Here is a 17,128-nt window from a genome sequence, read left to right on the forward strand (position 1 = left end):
GGAGGTGACGCCCATGGCCACCACGCTCGCCAAGGCCGCCGACGGTACCGCCGCCACGGTGGTGTCGCACGCCGCCCGTATCGCGCATGTCTCGAAGTCCTTCGCAGGACCGGCCGGACAGCAGCTCGTGCTGGACGACATCAGTCTCGATGTCGCTCCGGGCGAGTTCGTCACCCTCCTGGGGGCTTCCGGGTGCGGAAAGTCCACCCTGCTCAATCTGGTCGCCGGGCTCGACCGGCCGACCGCTGGGTCCATCGAGACCCCCGGCGGGCGGCCGGCCCTGATGTTCCAGGAACACGCGCTCTTCCCGTGGCTGACCGCGGGCAAGAACATCGAACTCGCGCTTCGGCTGCGCGGGGTGCCCAAGTCCGAGCGCCGGGACGAGGCCGAGCGGCTGCTCGGACTGGTCCGGCTCGGCGGTGCGTACCGCAAGCGGGTGCACGAGCTGTCCGGCGGTATGCGCCAGCGGGTGGCACTGGCCCGGGCACTGGCCCAGGACAGCGATCTGCTGCTGATGGACGAGCCGTTCGCGGCGCTCGACGCGATCACCCGCGATGTGCTGCACGAGGAGCTCACCCGTATCTGGCGCGAGACGAACGTCTCGGTCCTCTTCGTCACCCACAACGTGCGTGAGGCCGTACGCCTCGCCCAGCGCGTGGTGCTGCTGTCGTCGCGGCCCGGACGGGTCGCGCGCGAGTGGCGGGTCGACATCCCCCAGCCGCGCCGTATCGAGGACGCCGCCGTCGCCGAGCTGTCCGTCGAGATCACCGAAGAACTGCGTGGGGAGATCCGCCGCCATGGCCAGCACTGACACCAAGCGTGAGCCGTCCACGGCCACCGGCGAGGCGGCGGTCCGGAAGACGGACGACTTCGCCGGGCTTGAGGCCGGTCTTGACGCGCTCGACTCCGTACAGGCCCATCGCACCCCGGTCCGCCAAGTGCTGCTGGGCAAGGTACTGCCGCCCGCACTGGCGGTCATCCTGGTGCTCGCGGTGTGGCAGTTGCTGGTCGCGCTGAAGGTCACCGACGACTACAAGCTGCCGCCGCCGTCCGCGGTATGGGACAGCGTGTCCGGTATGTGGCTCCAGGGCACCCTGCACGAGATCGTCTGGACCAGTGTGTCGCGTGGCCTGCTCGGCTTCCTGCTGGCCCTGGCGATCGGCACACCGCTCGGTCTGCTCGTGGCCCGGGTGAAGTTCGTCCGCGCCGCCATCGGCCCGATCCTGTCCGGGCTCCAGTCGCTGCCGTCCGTGGCCTGGGTGCCGCCCGCGGTCATCTGGCTGGGCCTGAACGACTCGATGATGTTCACGGTGATCCTGCTCGGCGCCGTGCCCTCCATCGCCAACGGGCTGGTGTCGGGTGTGGACCAGGTACCGCCGCTGTTCCTGCGGGCCGGACGGACCCTGGGCGCCACCGGGCTGAAGGGCACCTGGCACATCGTGATGCCGGCCGCGCTGCCCGGCTATCTGGCCGGACTGAAGCAGGGCTGGGCGTTCTCCTGGCGTTCGCTCATGGCCGCCGAGATCATCGCCTCCTCGCCCGAGCTCGGCCTGGGCCTGGGCCAGTTGCTGGAGAACGGCCGCAACAACTTCGACATGCCCGGGGTGTTCCTCGCGATCATCCTCATCCTGATCGTCGGTATCGCCATCGACCTGCTGATCTTCAGTCCGCTGGAGCGTTGGGTGCTGCGCAGCCGCGGTCTGCTCGCCCGGAGCTGATCCCCATGCACGACCCCGTACTGCTGGTCATCGCCCACGGCAGCCGCGATCCGCGGCACGCCGCGACCGTGCACGCCCTGGTGCGCCGGGTACGGGCGCTGCGGCCCGGGTTGCGGGTGTCCACCGCGTTCCTGGACTTCAACGCCCCGGCCGTCCCGCAGGTGCTGGAGCGGATGGCGAACGACGGGGTGCGGGACGTGGTGGCCCTGCCGCTGCTACTGACCCGCGCCTTCCATGCCAAGACCGACATCCCGTCGGTGCTCGACGAGGCCAGAGCCCGGCATCCGCGGCTGCGGATCGTCCAGGCCGAGGTGCTCGGCCCGTCACCGCTGCTGCTCGACGCGGTGGAGCGGCGGCTGTACGAGGCCGGTCTGAGCCCGGCCGACAAGCGCTCGACCGGGGTCGTACTGGCCTCGGCGGGCTCATCCGACCCGGAGGCGATCGCAGTGATCGCTGAAATGGCGCGGGAGCTGCGGCACACCGGTTGGTGCGCCGTGCGGCCTGCGTTCGCCTCCGCCGCTCTACCGCGTACCGAGGACGCGGTGCGCGCGCTGCGCGCCGACGGGGTGCGCCGGGTCGCGGTCGCCCCGTATGTGATCGCCCCCGGCCGGCTTCCGGACCGGATCGCCGACGGCGCCGGGTGTGCGGGCGCTGACGCCCTCGCGGACGTCCTGGGCGCCTCACCCGAGCTGGCCCGGCTGCTGCTCCAGCGCTACGACGAGTCCCGGGCGGCGGCCCGGCTGCTGCGGCTCCCGCTGCGGGCCCGGGTACCGGCGCGGGCGTCGGGGGCCTGACGCCCCCGCCCGCGCGGTTCGCCGGGTGGTGATCAGCTGGTGCGGGCGACCAGCCCGCGCAGGAAAGCAGGGTGCTCGGACACGGTCAGGCGGTGCTCAGCTTGCCGGTCCGGGTGCGCTTCAGCTCGAAGAAGTCAGGGTGGTTGGCGAGCACCCGGAAGCTGTCGAAGAGCTTGCCCGCCTCCTCGCCGCGCGGGATGGAGTTCAGCACCGGGCCGAACCAGACGACTCCGTCCACATGGATGGTCGGTGTGCCGATGTACTCGCCGGACACCGGGTCCAGACCGGCCTCATGGCTGCTGCGCACCGCGTCGTCATACGACTCGTCGTGCGCGGCCGCGGCCAACTCGGCCGGCAGCCCGGTCTCCTCCAGGGCCGCGGCGATCACCGCGTCGAAGTCCTCGTACTCCTGCTGGTGGATCCGGGTGCCGAGAGCCGTGTAGAGATCGCCCAGCACCTGCTCGCCGTGCTGCTCGGCGGCGGCGACCAGGACCCGGACCGGACCGATGGTCCGGTCGACGAGTGCGCGATAGCCCTCGGGGAGCTCATTGCCCATGTTGTGGAAGTAGAGACTCATGGGGCGGAAACGGACACTGATGTCGCGCTGCTGCTCGACCTCCAGGATCCATCGGGAGGTGATCCAGGCGAAGGGGCAGGCGGGGTCGAAGTAGAAGTCGACCTGAGCGGTGTGGTCAGTGGTCATGCAGATGACCCTAGAGCCTGGAGTGACCCAGGACCACGGGCCATTCGGCCGCCGTATCCCCGGGCCATTCAGCCACCGTTTCCCGGGCCACCGGACGGCCGTTCGCGGCCCGTTTCGCGGACATACCCGGCATGCGGCGCGCGCACCTCGACGAAGCGGCGGCCACCCCGTCCCCGGTACATCAGGGCGTCCCAACCGAGCCGGTCCAGGATCCGCGCGCACTCCTCAAGGGCCGCGGGTTCACCGGACGCGGCGCCGCCCCCTGGCGGTCCCAGCCAGTCGACCGCGACGACTCCGGGGTCCCGGTGCTCGTCGCCGGCGGCGGTCCGTACCCGGTATCCGGTCGCCACCCGGCGGCCGGACGCGTCGACCGCGGACGGCTGTATCCCGGCGGCTTCGAGGGCGAGCGCCACGGACCGCACCATCCGACCGTGCTCCCAGGGCGCCGGGGTGGCCTCCGGCTCGGCGGCCGCGGTGTTGGTGAGGCGCCGGATCTGGAGCAGCCCCTCGAAGGCGACCCGCACCTCGGCCGCCCGTGCCCGCACCGCGTGCTCGTCACCCGGCCGCGGTGGGCCGTCGCCGTCGTCGTACATGGGACCGACGATAGGGCGAGCCTCTGACAATCCCCGCTGGCCCATCCGGAGGAGAAGCAAGGGGCGGCCGGGACCGGGCCCGGGGAACAGGACATGTCTGCCCTGCGGTGACAAGGCCGTGGCGATCCGGTGACAGCGGCGCCGGGTTTCTCGCGCACAGTGACGGCAAGGAGGCCGATATGTCGATCTATTACCACAAGCGGATCACCATCATCCCGAGGCTGCTGCACCTGAATCTGAGCGACCGCGGATGGTCGCTGAGTTTTGGTACCCGCCGGGCTCATGTCACCCGGCACAGCGGCGGCCACCACAGCGCGTCCGTGCGGCTGCCTGGCGGGTTCAGCTGGCACCGGAGCTCCCGTCGGCGCTAGACCGTGTCCGAGGCCGCGGTCATCTCCGCCAGTTTGAGGACCGTGTTCCAGTTGCGGCTGGTCGCGACAATCCCCTTGAACAGGCTGGGCCTGGCGAGTTGTTCGGCGAGCTTGGAGCGGCCGAGACCGTCGGGGGCGTAGAGATAGAGCGCGCGGTCACCGAGCCGGAACTGCTCCGGCAGATGGGCGGCCGTGTCCATGCCGGCGAGCCGCTCCGGGTCCACCCGCTCGGAGAAGTAGGTGACATGGAGCTGCCTGCCTTCGAGTTCGGCGGCCGGGAAGGGGCAGTCGTCCACGATCGCGCGCAGATACGGCGCCCCGCGGACCAGGCAGTCGACGGTGAAGCCGAAGTGCCCTTCGATGGCCCGCTCGATGGCGGTGGCGAGCTGCCGCTCGTCCCGTTCCGGGCTGGTGAAGACGGCGTTTCCGCTCTGGAGGTAGCTGCGGACGCCGCCGTGGCCCAGCTCGGTCAGGAGTGCGCGGAGGTCGGCCATGGGGACCTTGCGGTGTCCGCCGACGTTGATTCCGCGCAGCAGCAGTGCATACGCATACGTGTTCGCCATCGGCACACCATAGGACGGCCGCCATGCCCCGTGGGGGAGGGCACGGCGGCCGTCCGTTGACAGCCTGGCGAGGTCGGGCGACTACTCGATGACCTTCAGGAGCTTGTTGGGCGTGCCCTCGCTCGGGTTGCTGATCTTGTCAGGCGTGGCGCCGTCCGTCAGGGCCTTGGCGACCTGCTCGGGAGTGGCGTCCTGGTGTCCGGCGAGGTAGACCGCGGCGGCGCCGACGACGTGCGGGGTCGCCATCGACGTACCGGAGATGGTCTTGGTGCCCTCGTCGCTGTCGTTCCAGGAGGAGGTGATGTCCGAGCCCGGAGCGTAGACGTCCACGACCGAGCCGAAGTTGGAGAAGTCGGACTGCTGGTCGTCCTTGGTCGATGAGGCGACCGTGATGGCCTCCTTCACCCGCGACGGGGAGCCCTGGCCCGCGTCGCTGGACTCGTTGCCCGCGGCGACCGCGAAGGTGACACCCGCGGCGATGGCCTTCTGGACAGCCTCGTCCAGAGCGGGGTCGGCACCGCCACCGAGGCTCATGTTGGCTACGGAGGGGCCCTGGTGGTTCTTGGTCACCCAGTCGATACCCGCGACGACCTGCTCGGTGGTGCCGGAGCCGTTGTCATCGAGCACCCGCACGGCGACGATCTTCGCCTTCTTGGCCACACCGTGCGACGCCCCGGCTATGGTGCCCGCCACGTGGGTGCCGTGACCGTTGCCGTCGTCGGCGTTGTCGTCGTTGTCGATGGCGTCGAAGCCACTGCTTGCTCGGCCCTCGAAGTCCTTGTGCGTGGTGCGGACGCCGGTGTCGATGACATAAGCCGTGACACCCTCGCCGCCGCCGTCGGGGTAGGTGTACTTGCTGTCGCCGGCCGTGTCCGCCTGGTCGATCCGGTCCAGGCCCCAGGACGGCGGGTTCTCCTGGGTGGCGTTGATGGAGAACTTCTTGTTCTGGACGACCTTGTCCACGGCGGGGTCGGCGGCGAGGCGCTTGGCCTCGGTCTCCGAAAGCCCGCTGGCCGAGAAGCCGTTGACGGCCGAGGAGTAGTTGCGCTCCAGCTTGCCGCCGTACTCCTCGGCGAGGTCCTGCTTGTCGGCCTTGGCGCTCATCGCGCTCTTCTGGCCGCCCTCCTTCAACAGGACGACATAGCTTCCGGCGACGGCGCCTTCGGCGTTCGCGCCATAGATCTTGCCCTCCGCGGGTGCGGGGGCGGCTCCGGCGAACGACGCGCCGAATACGGTGACTCCTGCGGCGGCGGCCACGGCACTGATGGCCGCGGTCAGCTTGATCCTGCTCGCGCGCTTGTGAGTTGCCATGAAGAGGGAACTCCTCGTCATCTTTTGTGGGGGGATTGGCCTCCGGCCGGAAGTTCTCCGGAGGTCGCCTCGAAACACTGACCGATTGACGCGCTCAGTTCAAGGGGTTCATGCGCCTGTGACTTACTCAACAAGCCTTCGTAATGAGATATCCACCATGCCCCCTCATGTGGGACGCGAACCCTCTCAAATTCTTTACTTGTTACGGCGATTGGGTCTCGGTGGATGACTGGGCGATGTCCTGGCTGGTGGGACAGGGCGACAGGTCAGACAACCCTCCTGGAAACAAGGGGGTGTCGGCACGCGCACAGCGGGTATACGAGCTCCGTCGATTTCACGCAGGCGGGTGCGGCGGCCGCTTCAATTCGCCAAGTGTGGTGATTCTGAAACGATTTTCATGACTCCGGCGGACCGGCCCGGACCCTACCGCTGCACGCTCTTGCTCAGGCAGATGGAAGACAACCCATAGCCACAGCACTGGTGCATCGCAATGGCTGCTTCGTTGTCCCCGGCGTCATTCAGCCCCGGCAAGGTCCTGCCCTCGCGCGCCGCGAGATGGTGGCCGGCTGCTTTCAGGGACCAACGGGAAGGAACCGAGCCGTGCCCTGACAGGTCCTCTCCCGACAAGCGAGCTCCTCGGACATGAACCTGCCGAGCTACGAGTCGATTCGGCTTCAGACGCCGGTCGCCGCCTGGTACTCCAACGGCGTCCCTTTCCGCGAGGTCGTCTTCTGCGCGTCCGTGCCGCCGCCTGCGGTGCGCTGCAGCACGGACGGTAGGACTCCCCCTGCCGACGCAAAGGATCACCCCCGTGCCGACGGGCCCGGGGGTGATGCGGGTCGAGGCGGCCGCGCCAGGGGCTACCGAGGACCGGGACGGTGGCCGTGGCCGGGGCGTCCGTGGTCCGGGCGTCCGTGGTCCGGGCGTCCGTGGTGCGGCGGCTTCGGCTTGGGGGTGGGCTTGGGGTCGTTCCGCTTGATCGTGGTGGTCATGGTTGCGGTGCTGGTCGCACCGGCGCCGCCGCCCGTGATGGTGGCCGTGTTGGTGACCCGCGTCGGAGCGTTCGCGGCGATGGCGACCGTGAGGGTCAGCGGCGGGTAGCTCGCACCGGCGTCCAGGACGTCGTCCCGGGTGCAGCCGAGCGGGACGAGGGTGCAGGTCCACCCGGTCCCCGAGAGGCTGACGGCCGTCAACCCGGTCGGCAGCGTATCCGCCAGTGTGACCGTGCTCCCGTCGGTGGCTCCATCGCCGCTGTTGGTCGCCGTCAGCGTGTACTTGCCCTGACCACCCGCCGCGAACGATCCGCCCCCGATGACCTTCAGCAGCTCCCACGCGGGAGCCGTCGGGGCCGGCACCGCGCCGACGGCGATCCCGTACGGGGAGGCGCCGACGGTGACCGTGTCCACGACCGTGTTCGTGGCGGTGTCGATCACCGAGACCGTGGTGGAGTTGCCGTTGGCGACGTAAACGCGGGAGCCGTCCGGCGACACGGCGATGCCCTGCGGAGCCGAACCGACAGGGATGGTCGCCACCACTGTGTTCGTCTCCGTATCGATCACGGACACGGTGTCGTCGCCGTTGTCGGCGACATAGACCCGGGAGCCGTCCGGCGACACCGCGATCGCCTGTGGAACGCTCCCGACCGGGACGGTGGCCACCACCGTGTTCGTCGCCGTATCGATCACGGACACGGTGCCGTCGCCGAGGTTGGCGACATAGACCCGGGAGCCGTCCGGTGTCACCACCGCGCTTTCCGGATCGTTGCCGACGGGCACGGTGGCCACCACCGTGTTCGTCGCCGTATCGATCACGGACACGGTGTCGTCCTGGCTGTCGGTGACGTACACCCGGGTACCGTCCGGCGACACCGCTACCCCGAAGGGGCTGTTGCCGACGGGGACGGTGGTCACCACGGTGTTGGTGGACGTGTCGATCACCGACACGTTGTCATCGTCGCCATTGGCGACATAGACGCGGGTACCGTCCGGGGTCACCACCACCCCGCGAGGCCGGTTGCCGACGGACACGGTGGCCACCACGGCATCGGTGGACGTGTCGATCACCGACACCGTGTCCGCGTCGCGGTTGGTGACATAGACGCGGGTGCCGTCGGGTGTCATCGCCACGCCCTGCGGACCGGCGCCGACGGCGATCGTGGCCACCGTCGTGTTCGTGGCGGTGTCGATCACCGACACGGTGCCGTCGACATCGTTTGCGACGTAGGCGTACGTACCGGCTGGCACGGCCTGCGCGGGATGCGTGACCATCACGGGCAGCGCAAGACCGGCCACCAGTGCGAGCCCGGCCACCAGTGCCCGTAGCAGCGCACCCCACCCACGCCGACGGATCTCGCTCCCGGGCGGCGCCAGTGGCGCGATGTCGCCGTCCGTCGCCGGACACATCTCGTCATGACGCGTCGTCATGAGGCCTCCCACACAGCCGGAGCCACTGTCGCCGCCTCGGCATCATCGGATATCCTTGGTCACATTGATCCTGGCATTTCCCTGTATTCACACCTATGTCAACACGCGCACCGTCCATCCCAAGTGCGCAATGCGAGAATCCGGGCCATGGACGAGACACGTGCACGGACAGTGCTCGCCGCGGCGGGACTGCCGGGGCAGGCGGAGCTGCTGGCCCTCGGCGAGAACGCGGTGTTCGAGTCCGGGGACGTGGTGGTGAAGGTCGGGCGGAGCGCCGAGCTGCTCGATCGCGCCGAGCACGAGCTGGCCGTGGCGGAGTGGCTGGAGCAGGCAGGCGTGCCCGCCGTTCGGGCCGCGGAGACGAAGGCCCTGCTGGTGCAGGGGCACCCGGTGACCCTGTGGCTCCGGCTGCCCCCGGCGGTGCGGCCCGCCGAGCCACGTGATCTCGCGCGGCTGCTACGGCTGGTGCACGCGCTACCTTCGGCGCCGTTCTCGCTGCCTCCCCGCGAGCTGCTCGGCGGGGTGGAGCGCTGGCTGAAGCTGGCGGGCACGGCGATCGACCAGGCTGACGCGGACTTCCTGCGGGAGCGCCGGGACGGCTTCGCCGCCGCGGCACGCGAGCTGATGCCGCATCTGCCACCCGGCCCCATCCACGGCGACGCGCTCCCCCGCAATGTACATGTCGGCCCCGCCGGGCCTGTGCTGACCGATCTGGAGACCTTCTCCGCCGACCTCCGGGAACACGATCTCGTCGTGCTGGCCCTCGCCCGCGACCGCTACGGGCTCGCGCCCGCGGCCTACGACGCGTTCACCGCGGCCTACGGCTGGGACGTACGCGACTGGCCCGGCTGCGCCGTGCTGCGGGGCGCCCGGGAGACGGCCAGCTGCGCCTGGGTCGCCCAGCACGCCCCGTCCGACCCCAGAGCCCTGGTCGAATTCCGGCGCCGGGTGGACTCGCTGCGCCGGGGCGACCCCGAGGTCCGCTGGCATCCCCTGTAGGCGGTCGCGGCGGCGCTGAGCATGCGAGAGGCCCCCTCCCCAGCGCCTTGAGTGCTCACGATCGTCGCAACACCCGACCTTCGGGAACGCGATGGACTTCGAAGTCCGCAAGATCCGCTCGGCACAGGGACGCCCTGTGACGTTCGCCCTCGTCGACCTGTTCGGGCTCGTGCTGCTGGGCTTGGCCTTGATCGAGCTCGCCGGGCGGGATCCGAGGGGACCGAAGATCCATCTCGCCGCCGACGTCAACTGCAGCCCGCTTACCTTCGTTCGCACCGCCGGACAGGCCGGTGATGCACCTGCCTGTCCGGCGTCATGGCCCATCTGCGCGATCCCCGACGGCGTCGTCCCGGCCCCGCCGAACGCAGGGGAGCAGCACCGGCGGAGCGACGGACTCGAAGAAGACCGCCCGGACAGGACCTAAGCGGGCCCGACCCCGGCCAGCGCCCTTACCGGCCAGGAGCCGTCCACCACGGCGTCAGGGGTGCCCTTGCGCCGCAGGAAGCCCTGGAAGTCCGCCGCCCAGTCGGCGTACCAGCGGATCTGACGGGAGTGCAGCTCTGCCGGTGCGACCGCCGCCACCGAGGCATGCCGCTCCGCTATCGCGCATGCCACCCTGACCGCCGCCAGCGCGTCCGCCGAGGCTTCATGGGCCTCCTCCAGCACCACCCCGTACTCGGCGCAGACCGCCTCAAGGGTGCGCTTGCCCCGGCGGTAGCGGTCGACGGCGCGGTCGATCGTGTACGGGTCGATGACCGGGCCGATCCCGGAGCCCTCCTGACCCCGCGCCAGCCGCTCGGCGAGCGACGGCAGACCGTGCCGGACCAGCTCGGCGGAGAGCAGGGTCAGGTCGAACGCCGCGTTGTACGCGACGATCGGGACTCCCGCCTTCCAGTAGTCCGTCAGCGTCGCGGCGATCTGCTCCGCCACCTCGCTCGCCGGACGCCCCTCGGCCGCCGCACGCTCGCTGCTGATGCCGTGGATGGCCGACGCCTGCGCCGGGATTCGAATCCCCGGATCAGCGAGCCAGATGCGTCGCCGGACCGGTCGGCCGTCCTCCACGGAGACGACCGCCGCCGTGACGATGCGTGCGTCCAGCGGGTCGGTGCCCGTCGTTTCCAGGTCGAAGCCGACCAGCGGCTCATGGTGCCACGCCATGCGGTGCCCCCTCGTCTGCGGTACGTACGGAACTCTCGCACGTGGCACTGACAGTCAGGACACCGGTCGGGAGTCGCTCCACACCGACTCGAATTCCTCCCGGTAGGTCTGGAACAGGCCGTGCTCGCCCTCCTGCCCCGACCTCACCACGGACGGCCTGCCGCCGCGCAGCACCAGCACCGGGGCTTCCATGCCCCGGGCCCGGCGCAGATACGACTGCACGACCGCCAGCCCGTCGGGGCCGTCACCGTCGACCAGATAGGCCGTGAATCGGGGCGTCTCGTCGAACACGTGGATCTCGAAGGCCCCGGGGTCGCGGAGTCTCGACCTGACCCGTCGCATGTGCAGGATGTTCATCTCGACCGCACGGCCCAGCTCGCCCTTTCTGATGCCCAGTTCCCGCTCGCGCCGCTTGATCGCGCTGCTGGCGGGGTTGAGGAAGAGCAGCCGCACCCGGGCGCCCGCCTCAGCCAGCCTGACCAGTCGCCGCCCCGAGAAGTTCTGCACCAGCAGATTGAGGCCTATCCCGACGGCGTCGAGCCGCCGGGCGCCCCCGAAGAGGTCCTCGGCGGGAAGCTGCCGCTGGAGCCGCACCCGGTCGGGGTGTACGGAGACCACGTCCGCGTAGCGGTCGCCCACCAGGTCCTCGACCGCGTCGACCGGCAGCCGGTCGGCGGACGGTACCCCCGCTCCGCTGCCGAGGATCTCGAGGAGACGGGCCGAGGCACGTTCGGCCTGGGCCAGGACGGCCTCGTTCAGGGCCCGGTTGCGGGAGACGACGTTCCGCGTCACCTCGAGCTCGTCCAGCGCCAGCTCCACCTCGCGCCGTTCGTCGAAGTAGGGCTCGAAGCAGGGCCAGTGCTGGACCATCAGCTCCCGTAGCTGCGGGAGGGTGAGGAAGCTGAGCACATTGTCGTCGGCCGGGTCGAGCAGGTAGCCCTTGCGGCGCGAGACCTCCCGTACGGCGACGGCACGCTGCACCCACTCCTGCCCCGCCGGGCCCGCCGCGGCCACCACCCAGTCGTCGCCGTGCACCGGCTCGTAGACGGGCATCAGCACGGCGGCCACGACCGCGCGCAACCGCTGTTCGACCAGATTCAGCCAGATGTAGGCGCGCCCCGCCCGCTGGGCACGGGTGCGCACCTCGCTCCAGGCCTCCGTGCTCCAGTCCAGTTCGGGTCCGATGTGAGATGTCATCTCGACCGGCCTGGCCAGCGATACCGCGCCGGGCGGGACATCGGCCGAGTCCCCCTCATGACCTGCGTCACCGGGGGGTAGCTCCAGCCCTCCCGAGCTCACCCGCGCACCGCCTTCCCGGTCCCCTCCAACGATCAAGGAAGGGTACTCCGCCCGTGGGACGAGGTGCATCCGGATCCCATGGCTCTTTTCCCAACTCCCGGAGACAAGCGCACCGTTCCAGGTTGCGAGATGGCCCGGAACGGGAGGGTTCATAGCGATACGCCCCCACGCGCGCCCCTGCCGCAGGCTTGGCGCACGCCGGGCAGACCGTCGTACCGGAGCTCCCCCGGCACGGGCTACACGACGGTACGGCGTTGACGGGGTCACCGGTTCGGGGGGCTCGGCACTTCCACGCGCGCCTCCCGGCGTTTACCCGCTCTTTGACCGGGTCACCCGGTAGGACGGTGGTAAGTCCTAGGAGCTCGCCCCAGTTTCGGGGAGGATCTGGCCGAAGTGGTCCCCCGCACCCGGATCAGAAGTGGAAGAGTCTTATCTATGCAGGTCTGGCCGGGACAGGCGTATCCCCTCGGTGCCACCTACGACGGCGCCGGCACCAACTTCGCGGTCTATTCGGAGGCCGCGCACCGTATCGAGCTGTGTCTGCTGCACGACGACGGCTCGGAGACGGCGGTGGAGCTCCGTGAGACAGACGCGTTCGTGCGCCACGCGTATCTGCCGGGTGTGATGCCCGGTCAGCGCTACGGCTTCCGGGTGCACGGACCGTACGAACCGGAGCGGGGGCAGCGGTGCAACTCCGCCAAGCTGCTCCTCGATCCCTACGCGCGTGCGATGAGCGGACGGATCGACTGGGGCGAGGCGGTGTACGGCTACCACTTCGGCCGCCCGGACTCGCGCAACGATCTCGACTCCGCCCCGCACACGATGGCCTCCGTCGTCGTCAATCCGTACTTCGACTGGGGCGACGACCGCCCGCCGCGTACGGACTACCACCGCACGGTCATCTACGAGGCCCATGTGAAGGGCCTGACGATGCTGCACCCGGCGCTGCCACCCGAGCTGCGCGGCACCTACGCCGGGCTGGCCCACCCGGCGGTGATCTCGCATCTCACCGAACTGGGGGTGACGGCACTCGAGTTGATGCCGGTGCACCAGTTCGTGAACGACAACCGGCTGGCGGACTCCGGTCTGAGCAACTACTGGGGTTACAACACCATCGGATTCTTCGCCCCGCACAACAGCTATGCCTCCTGGGGCGACCGCGGGCAGCAGGTGCTGGAGTTCAAGTCGGCGGTCAGGGCCCTGCACCAGGCGGGCATCGAAGTGATCCTGGACGTGGTCTACAACCACACCGCCGAGGGCAACCACCTGGGGCCCACGCTGTCGTTCCGCGGCCTGGACAACGCCTCCTACTACCGGCTGTCCGAGGACAAGCGCTACTACACGGACACCACCGGCACCGGAAACTCCCTGCTGATGCGCTCCCCCCACGTACTCCAGCTGATCATGGACTCGCTGCGCTACTGGGTCACCGAGATGCATGTGGACGGCTTCCGCTTCGATCTCGCCGCCACCCTCGCCCGGCAGTTCCACGAGGTGGACCGGCTGTCGTCGTTCTTCGACCTGGTCCAGCAGGATCCGGTGGTCAGCCAGGTGAAGCTGATCGCCGAACCGTGGGACGTCGGCGAGGGCGGCTACCAGGTGGGCAACTTCCCGCCACTGTGGACCGAGTGGAACGGCATGTACCGGGACACCGTGCGGGACCTGTGGCGTGGACAGCCGCGTACGCTGGCCGAGTTCGCCTCCCGGCTCACCGGCTCGTCCGATCTCTACCAGGGAGACGGGCGGCGCCCGCTGGCCTCCGTCAACTTCGTCACCTGCCACGACGGGTTCACCCTGCGGGACCTGGTCTCGTACAACGAGAAGCACAACGGGGCCAACGGCGAGGGCAACCGGGACGGCGAGAGCCACAACCGCTCGTGGAACTGCGGCGCGGAGGGCGACACCGACGACCCCGGGGTGCTGGAGCTGCGGGGCCGCCAGATGCGCAACTTCATCGCCACCCTGATGCTGTCCCAGGGCGTGCCCATGCTCAGCCACGGCGACGAGTTCGGCCGCAGCCAGCGCGGCAACAACAACGCCTACTGCCAGGACTCCGAGCTGTCCTGGGTGCGGTGGCCCTCATCGACCGAGGAGGAGCCGGGCTCGCTGCTGGCCTTCACCAGGGCGATGGTGTGGCTGCGCCGCGACCACCAGGTGTTCCGCCGCAGGCGCTTCTTCCACGGGCGGCCCGTGGAAGGCACCCATGACGAGCTCTCCGACATCGCCTGGTTCACCCCCGAGGGGGTGGAGATGACCCAGCGGGACTGGCAGGCGGCCCACGCCAGGGCGCTGACGGTGTTCCTGAACGGGCATGCGATCTCCGAGCCGGGGCCGCGTGGTGAGCGCATCTCGGACGACTCGTTCCTGCTGATGTTCAACGCGAGCGGCGACGATCTGGACTTCGCGGTGCCCGTCAACCACGGCCGGCAGTGGCAGGTGCTGGTGGACACGGCGCGGCCGGACGGGGTGCCACCTGGGCAGGGACCCAAGGTGGCGGCCGGTGAGCGGGTGCCGATGGTCGGGCGGAGCCTGGTGGTGCTGCGCCGCCCGGCGTAGGGTCTTTCGTTTGCATCAGGCCGGATCAGTGCGCGGGGTCTGGTGCATGGGGTCTCTCCCCCCGGCGGAGACAGGGGGAACGGTGCCAGGGCACTCGAGCCCGGCAAGATCCAAACGAGAGACCCCAAACACATACGGACGGTTCTCTTGGTCGCATCAGGTGAACGTGTCCGGTTCCGGGCACCCCCGCGACCTGCGAGATGACACAGACGGCGCCGATGCGGGTACGTACGTTCGCATGACGCCCACCGCCACCTACCGGCTCCAGCTACAGCCCGCCTTCCCCTTCGGGGCCGCCGAGGAAGCAGTGCCGTATCTCGCCGGCCTCGGGGTCTCCCATCTGCATCTGTCTCCGGTACTGGAGGCGGTGCCTGGCTCGGGGCACGGCTATGACGTCGTGGACCACTCCCGGGTACGGGAGGAGCTCGGCGGCGAGCAGGGACTGCGGGCGCTGGCCGCCACCGCGAGCGAGCACGGCTTGGGTCTGGTGCTCGACATCGTGCCCAACCACATGGCAGCGGCGCCGCGGCACAACAGACCCCTGTGGGAGACCCTGCGCGAAGGGCCGGAATCGCCGTACGCACGCTGGTTCGACATCGACTGGGACGCGGGCGGCGGCAAGGTGCTGCTGCCGGTGCTGGCAGGGCGGCTCGGTGACGAACTGGCCGCACCGGACGCGCTGCGGGTCGAGGGGCGCGAGCTGCGCTACGGGGACGAGCACCGCTTCCCGCTGCGCGAGGGCACCGAGGGGCTGCCGCTGCCGGAGCTGCTGGACGCGCAGTGGTACCGGCTTGGCTGGTGGCGGCTGGCCCGTACCGAGCTCAACTACCGGCGGTTCTTCACCATTTCCGAGCTGATCGGGGTACGCGTGGAGGACCCCGAGGTGTTCACGGCCACCCACGCCAAGATCCTCGAACTTGTACGGGACGGGGTGGTGGACGGACTGCGGATCGACCACCCCGACGGGCTCGCCGACCCCGAGGGGTATCTGCGCCGCCTGGACGAGGCGAGCGGCGGCTGCTGGACCGTGGTGGAGAAGATCCTCACCGGCGCCGAGCGGCTTCCGACGTCCTGGCCGGTCGCCGGGACGACCGGCTACGACGCGCTGTACCGGATCGACGGGGTGTTCACCGACGAGGACGGGGTCGGGGAACTGCTGGGCGCCTACCGGGACTTCGCTGCCCCGGCGGGCGACCGGGGCGGCTACTGGGGCGCCACGGCGCGCCGCGCCGCGTACAAGGTGCTGACCCAGGAGCTGGTGGCGGAGACCGAGACCCTCGCCCGGCTGGCGGAAGGGGTGTGCGCGACGGACCCCGGCCTGCGCGACCACGCGCCCTGGGCGCTGCGTACGGCGATCCGGGAACTGCTGGTGCGGATGCCGGTCTACCGGACCTACCGCACGGGCGGCGAGGAGGTGCTCACGGCAGACCTGGCGGCGCGCGCCAAGGCGGTCTTCGCCGTCCCTGAGGAGGCGGACGCGGTGGATGTGGTCCGGGACTTGGCACTGGGCCTCGGACGGACCGGGGACGGTCCCGCGCAGTCGGCGTTCCGGGCGCGCTTCGCCCAGACCTCGTCGGCGCTGCGCGCCAAGTCCGTCGAGGACACCGCCTTCTACCGGTACGCACCGCTGCTGTCCGCCAACGAGGTGGGCGGGGATCCGGAGCGCCCCGCGGTGAGTCCCGAGGACTTCCATGCCTACTGTGCCCGGATCGCCAGGGACTGGCCCGCCACGGGCACGGTGCTGTCCACCCACGACACCAAGCGCAGCGCGGATGTCCGGGCCAGGATCGCTGTGCTGTCCCAGTGCCCGGAGCGCTGGCAGCGGCTGCTGACCGAGCTGTCAGCGGTGGCCGCGCCGGATCGCCAGCTGGCGTGGACGGGCTGGCAGACGGCGTTCGGCCTCGGCATCCCGCGCGAGGACCGGATCGGTCCTGCGCTGCTGAAGTCCGTACGGGAGGCGGGGCTGCACACCAGCTGGACCGAGCCCGATCCGGGCTACGAGCGCGCGGTGGAGGAGTTCGTGGCGGCGGGGCCCGCCGGACCGCCGCTGTACACCCTGGCGGAGTTCACCCGCGGACTCGACGAGCACGTACGGGCGAACGCCCTGGGCGGCGCGCTGGTGCAGCTCACCATGCCGGGAGTGCCCGAGCTGTACCAGGGCACCGAGCACCGGTATCTGGCCCTGGTCGACCCGGACAACCGGGAGCCCTTCCGGGAGCGGCCGGCGGACGAGAAGGCTGAGCTGACGCGTGCGGCACTGGGGCTGCGGCGCCGGCGGCCCGAGGTGTTCGGCACACCGGGCGGCTACACGGCCCTGCCGGCCACCGGACCGGCGGCGGATCACTGTCTGGCGTTCAGCCGCGCGGGCGAAGTGGTGACGGCGGTCACCCGGCTCTCACTGCGCCTGGAGGAGGCGGGTGGCTGGTGCGGTACGTCGCTGGCGATTCCGGCCGGCCGTTGGTCCGATCTGCTGCGCCCCGGGCGGAAGTTCACCGGAGGCGTGGACGGTGGTGGCGTATCCCTGGAGGAACTGTTCGCCGATCGGCCGGTGGCCCTTCTGGAACGGGTCACCGGGAACTGAGCGCATGGCAGGCGCCCGGAGCGTGGCACGGGCGGGTGAACGGGAGAGGCCCGGTCCGG

General features: G+C 70.3%; 15 protein-coding genes. 8 read left to right on the forward strand and 7 right to left on the reverse strand.

Annotated elements, in window-relative coordinates; all coding sequences use genetic code 11:
- Positions 1–13 precede the first annotated feature (13 nt).
- Genes ACFWI9_RS04655 through ACFWI9_RS04665 form a run of 3 tightly spaced genes read left to right on the forward strand, consistent with a single transcriptional unit; the run spans position 14 to position 2,512 of the window.
- Complete coding sequence (locus ACFWI9_RS04655; RefSeq protein WP_387159037.1) at positions 14–811, forward strand: ABC transporter ATP-binding protein; 798 nt, start codon at positions 14–16, stop codon at positions 809–811.
- On the forward strand, positions 798–1,718 hold the full coding sequence (locus ACFWI9_RS04660) for an ABC transporter permease (protein ID WP_387159038.1): 921 nt from the start codon (positions 798–800) through the stop codon (positions 1,716–1,718). The genes ACFWI9_RS04655 and ACFWI9_RS04660 overlap by 14 nt, the downstream gene beginning before the upstream one ends.
- A gap of 5 nt (positions 1,719–1,723) precedes the next feature.
- Complete coding sequence (locus ACFWI9_RS04665; protein WP_387159039.1) at positions 1,724–2,512, forward strand: sirohydrochlorin chelatase; 789 nt, start codon at positions 1,724–1,726, stop codon at positions 2,510–2,512.
- A gap of 85 nt (positions 2,513–2,597) precedes the next feature.
- Here ACFWI9_RS04665 and ACFWI9_RS04670 read toward each other — a convergent pair whose 3' ends face one another.
- Positions 2,598–3,215, reverse strand: coding sequence for a DsbA family protein (locus ACFWI9_RS04670; protein ID WP_387159040.1), 618 nt, complete (start codon positions 3,213–3,215; stop codon positions 2,598–2,600).
- Positions 3,216–3,283: 68 nt separating this feature from the next.
- Positions 3,284–3,808, reverse strand: coding sequence for a hypothetical protein (locus ACFWI9_RS04675; RefSeq protein WP_387159041.1), 525 nt, complete (start codon positions 3,806–3,808; stop codon positions 3,284–3,286).
- A gap of 179 nt (positions 3,809–3,987) precedes the next feature.
- Here ACFWI9_RS04675 and ACFWI9_RS04680 point away from each other — a divergent pair, with 179 nt between their 5' ends.
- On the forward strand, positions 3,988–4,179 hold the full coding sequence (locus tag ACFWI9_RS04680; RefSeq protein WP_387159042.1) for a DUF4236 domain-containing protein: 192 nt from the start codon (positions 3,988–3,990) through the stop codon (positions 4,177–4,179).
- Here the strand turns inward: ACFWI9_RS04680 and ACFWI9_RS04685 are convergent.
- From ACFWI9_RS04685 to ACFWI9_RS04695, 3 genes are all read right to left on the reverse strand, one after another.
- Positions 4,176–4,742 carry a DUF1697 domain-containing protein gene (locus ACFWI9_RS04685; protein WP_387159043.1) on the reverse strand — a complete coding sequence of 189 codons (567 nt, stop codon included), beginning with the start codon at positions 4,740–4,742 and terminating at the stop codon, positions 4,176–4,178. The genes ACFWI9_RS04680 and ACFWI9_RS04685 overlap by 4 nt on opposite strands.
- Positions 4,743–4,823: 81 nt before the next feature.
- A complete protein-coding gene (locus tag ACFWI9_RS04690; RefSeq protein WP_387159044.1) occupies positions 4,824–6,053 on the reverse strand; it encodes a S8 family peptidase in 1,230 nt (409 codons plus the stop codon).
- 860 nt (positions 6,054–6,913) lie between these two features.
- A complete protein-coding gene (locus ACFWI9_RS04695; RefSeq protein WP_387159045.1) occupies positions 6,914–8,476 on the reverse strand; it encodes a beta-propeller fold lactonase family protein in 1,563 nt (520 codons plus the stop codon).
- A gap of 147 nt (positions 8,477–8,623) precedes the next feature.
- On the opposite strand from ACFWI9_RS04695, the gene ACFWI9_RS04700 reads away from it, so the two are divergent.
- Together ACFWI9_RS04700 and ACFWI9_RS04705 are read left to right on the forward strand one after the other, a co-directional pair.
- Positions 8,624–9,475: a phosphotransferase enzyme family protein gene (locus ACFWI9_RS04700; RefSeq protein WP_387159046.1), complete on the forward strand. Its 852-nt coding sequence runs from the start codon at positions 8,624–8,626 to the stop codon at positions 9,473–9,475.
- A 91-nt stretch (positions 9,476–9,566) separates the two neighbouring features.
- Positions 9,567–9,899, forward strand: a complete 333-nt coding sequence (locus ACFWI9_RS04705; RefSeq protein ID WP_387159047.1) for a hypothetical protein — start codon at positions 9,567–9,569, stop codon at positions 9,897–9,899.
- Here the strand turns inward: ACFWI9_RS04705 and ACFWI9_RS04710 are convergent.
- Positions 9,896–10,633 carry a 3'-5' exonuclease gene (locus tag ACFWI9_RS04710; RefSeq protein ID WP_387159048.1) on the reverse strand — a complete coding sequence of 246 codons (738 nt, stop codon included), beginning with the start codon at positions 10,631–10,633 and terminating at the stop codon, positions 9,896–9,898. The two genes, ACFWI9_RS04705 and ACFWI9_RS04710, sit on opposite strands and share 4 nt — an antisense overlap.
- A 54-nt stretch (positions 10,634–10,687) precedes the next feature.
- On the reverse strand, positions 10,688–11,932 hold the full coding sequence (locus ACFWI9_RS04715) for an SAV2148 family HEPN domain-containing protein (protein WP_387159049.1): 1,245 nt from the start codon (positions 11,930–11,932) through the stop codon (positions 10,688–10,690).
- Between the two features lie 435 nt (positions 11,933–12,367).
- Here ACFWI9_RS04715 and glgX point away from each other — a divergent pair, with 435 nt between their 5' ends.
- Both glgX and treY read left to right on the forward strand, forming a co-directional pair.
- Positions 12,368–14,488, forward strand: a complete 2,121-nt coding sequence (gene glgX / locus ACFWI9_RS04720; RefSeq protein WP_387159050.1) for a glycogen debranching protein GlgX — start codon at positions 12,368–12,370, stop codon at positions 14,486–14,488.
- A gap of 238 nt (positions 14,489–14,726) precedes the next feature.
- The gene (treY, locus tag ACFWI9_RS04725; RefSeq protein ID WP_387159051.1) at positions 14,727–17,069 is read left to right on the forward strand and encodes a malto-oligosyltrehalose synthase; all 2,343 of its coding nucleotides are present in this window, start codon (positions 14,727–14,729) and stop codon (positions 17,067–17,069) included.
- Positions 17,070–17,128: the final 59 nt, after the last annotated feature.

It is taken from the genome of Streptomyces sp. NPDC127084 (genome assembly GCF_042724175.1).
Taxonomy (GTDB): Bacteria; Actinomycetota; Actinomycetes; order Streptomycetales; family Streptomycetaceae; genus Streptomyces.

What these genes read in the sequence shown, in the direction of transcription:
- ACFWI9_RS04655 (WP_387159037.1), top strand. Translation starts at nt 14, where the DNA reads ATGGCCACCACGCTCGCCAAGGCCGCCGACGGTACCGCCGCCACGGTG.
- ACFWI9_RS04660 (WP_387159038.1), top strand. Translation starts at nt 798, where the DNA reads ATGGCCAGCACTGACACCAAGCGTGAGCCGTCCACGGCCACCGGCGAG.
- ACFWI9_RS04665 (WP_387159039.1), top strand. Translation starts at nt 1,724, where the DNA reads ATGCACGACCCCGTACTGCTGGTCATCGCCCACGGCAGCCGCGATCCG.
- ACFWI9_RS04670 (WP_387159040.1), bottom strand. Translation starts at nt 3,215, where the DNA reads ATGACCACTGACCACACCGCTCAGGTCGACTTCTACTTCGACCCCGCC.
- ACFWI9_RS04675 (WP_387159041.1), bottom strand. Translation starts at nt 3,808, where the DNA reads ATGTACGACGACGGCGACGGCCCACCGCGGCCGGGTGACGAGCACGCG.
- ACFWI9_RS04680 (WP_387159042.1), top strand. Translation starts at nt 3,988, where the DNA reads ATGTCGATCTATTACCACAAGCGGATCACCATCATCCCGAGGCTGCTG.
- ACFWI9_RS04685 (WP_387159043.1), bottom strand. Translation starts at nt 4,742, where the DNA reads ATGGCGAACACGTATGCGTATGCACTGCTGCTGCGCGGAATCAACGTC.
- ACFWI9_RS04690 (WP_387159044.1), bottom strand. Translation starts at nt 6,053, where the DNA reads ATGGCAACTCACAAGCGCGCGAGCAGGATCAAGCTGACCGCGGCCATC.
- ACFWI9_RS04695 (WP_387159045.1), bottom strand. Translation starts at nt 8,476, where the DNA reads ATGACGACGCGTCATGACGAGATGTGTCCGGCGACGGACGGCGACATC.
- ACFWI9_RS04700 (WP_387159046.1), top strand. Translation starts at nt 8,624, where the DNA reads ATGGACGAGACACGTGCACGGACAGTGCTCGCCGCGGCGGGACTGCCG.
- ACFWI9_RS04705 (WP_387159047.1), top strand. Translation starts at nt 9,567, where the DNA reads ATGGACTTCGAAGTCCGCAAGATCCGCTCGGCACAGGGACGCCCTGTG.
- ACFWI9_RS04710 (WP_387159048.1), bottom strand. Translation starts at nt 10,633, where the DNA reads ATGGCGTGGCACCATGAGCCGCTGGTCGGCTTCGACCTGGAAACGACG.
- glgX (WP_387159050.1), top strand. Translation starts at nt 12,368, where the DNA reads ATGCAGGTCTGGCCGGGACAGGCGTATCCCCTCGGTGCCACCTACGAC.
- treY (WP_387159051.1), top strand. Translation starts at nt 14,727, where the DNA reads ATGACGCCCACCGCCACCTACCGGCTCCAGCTACAGCCCGCCTTCCCC.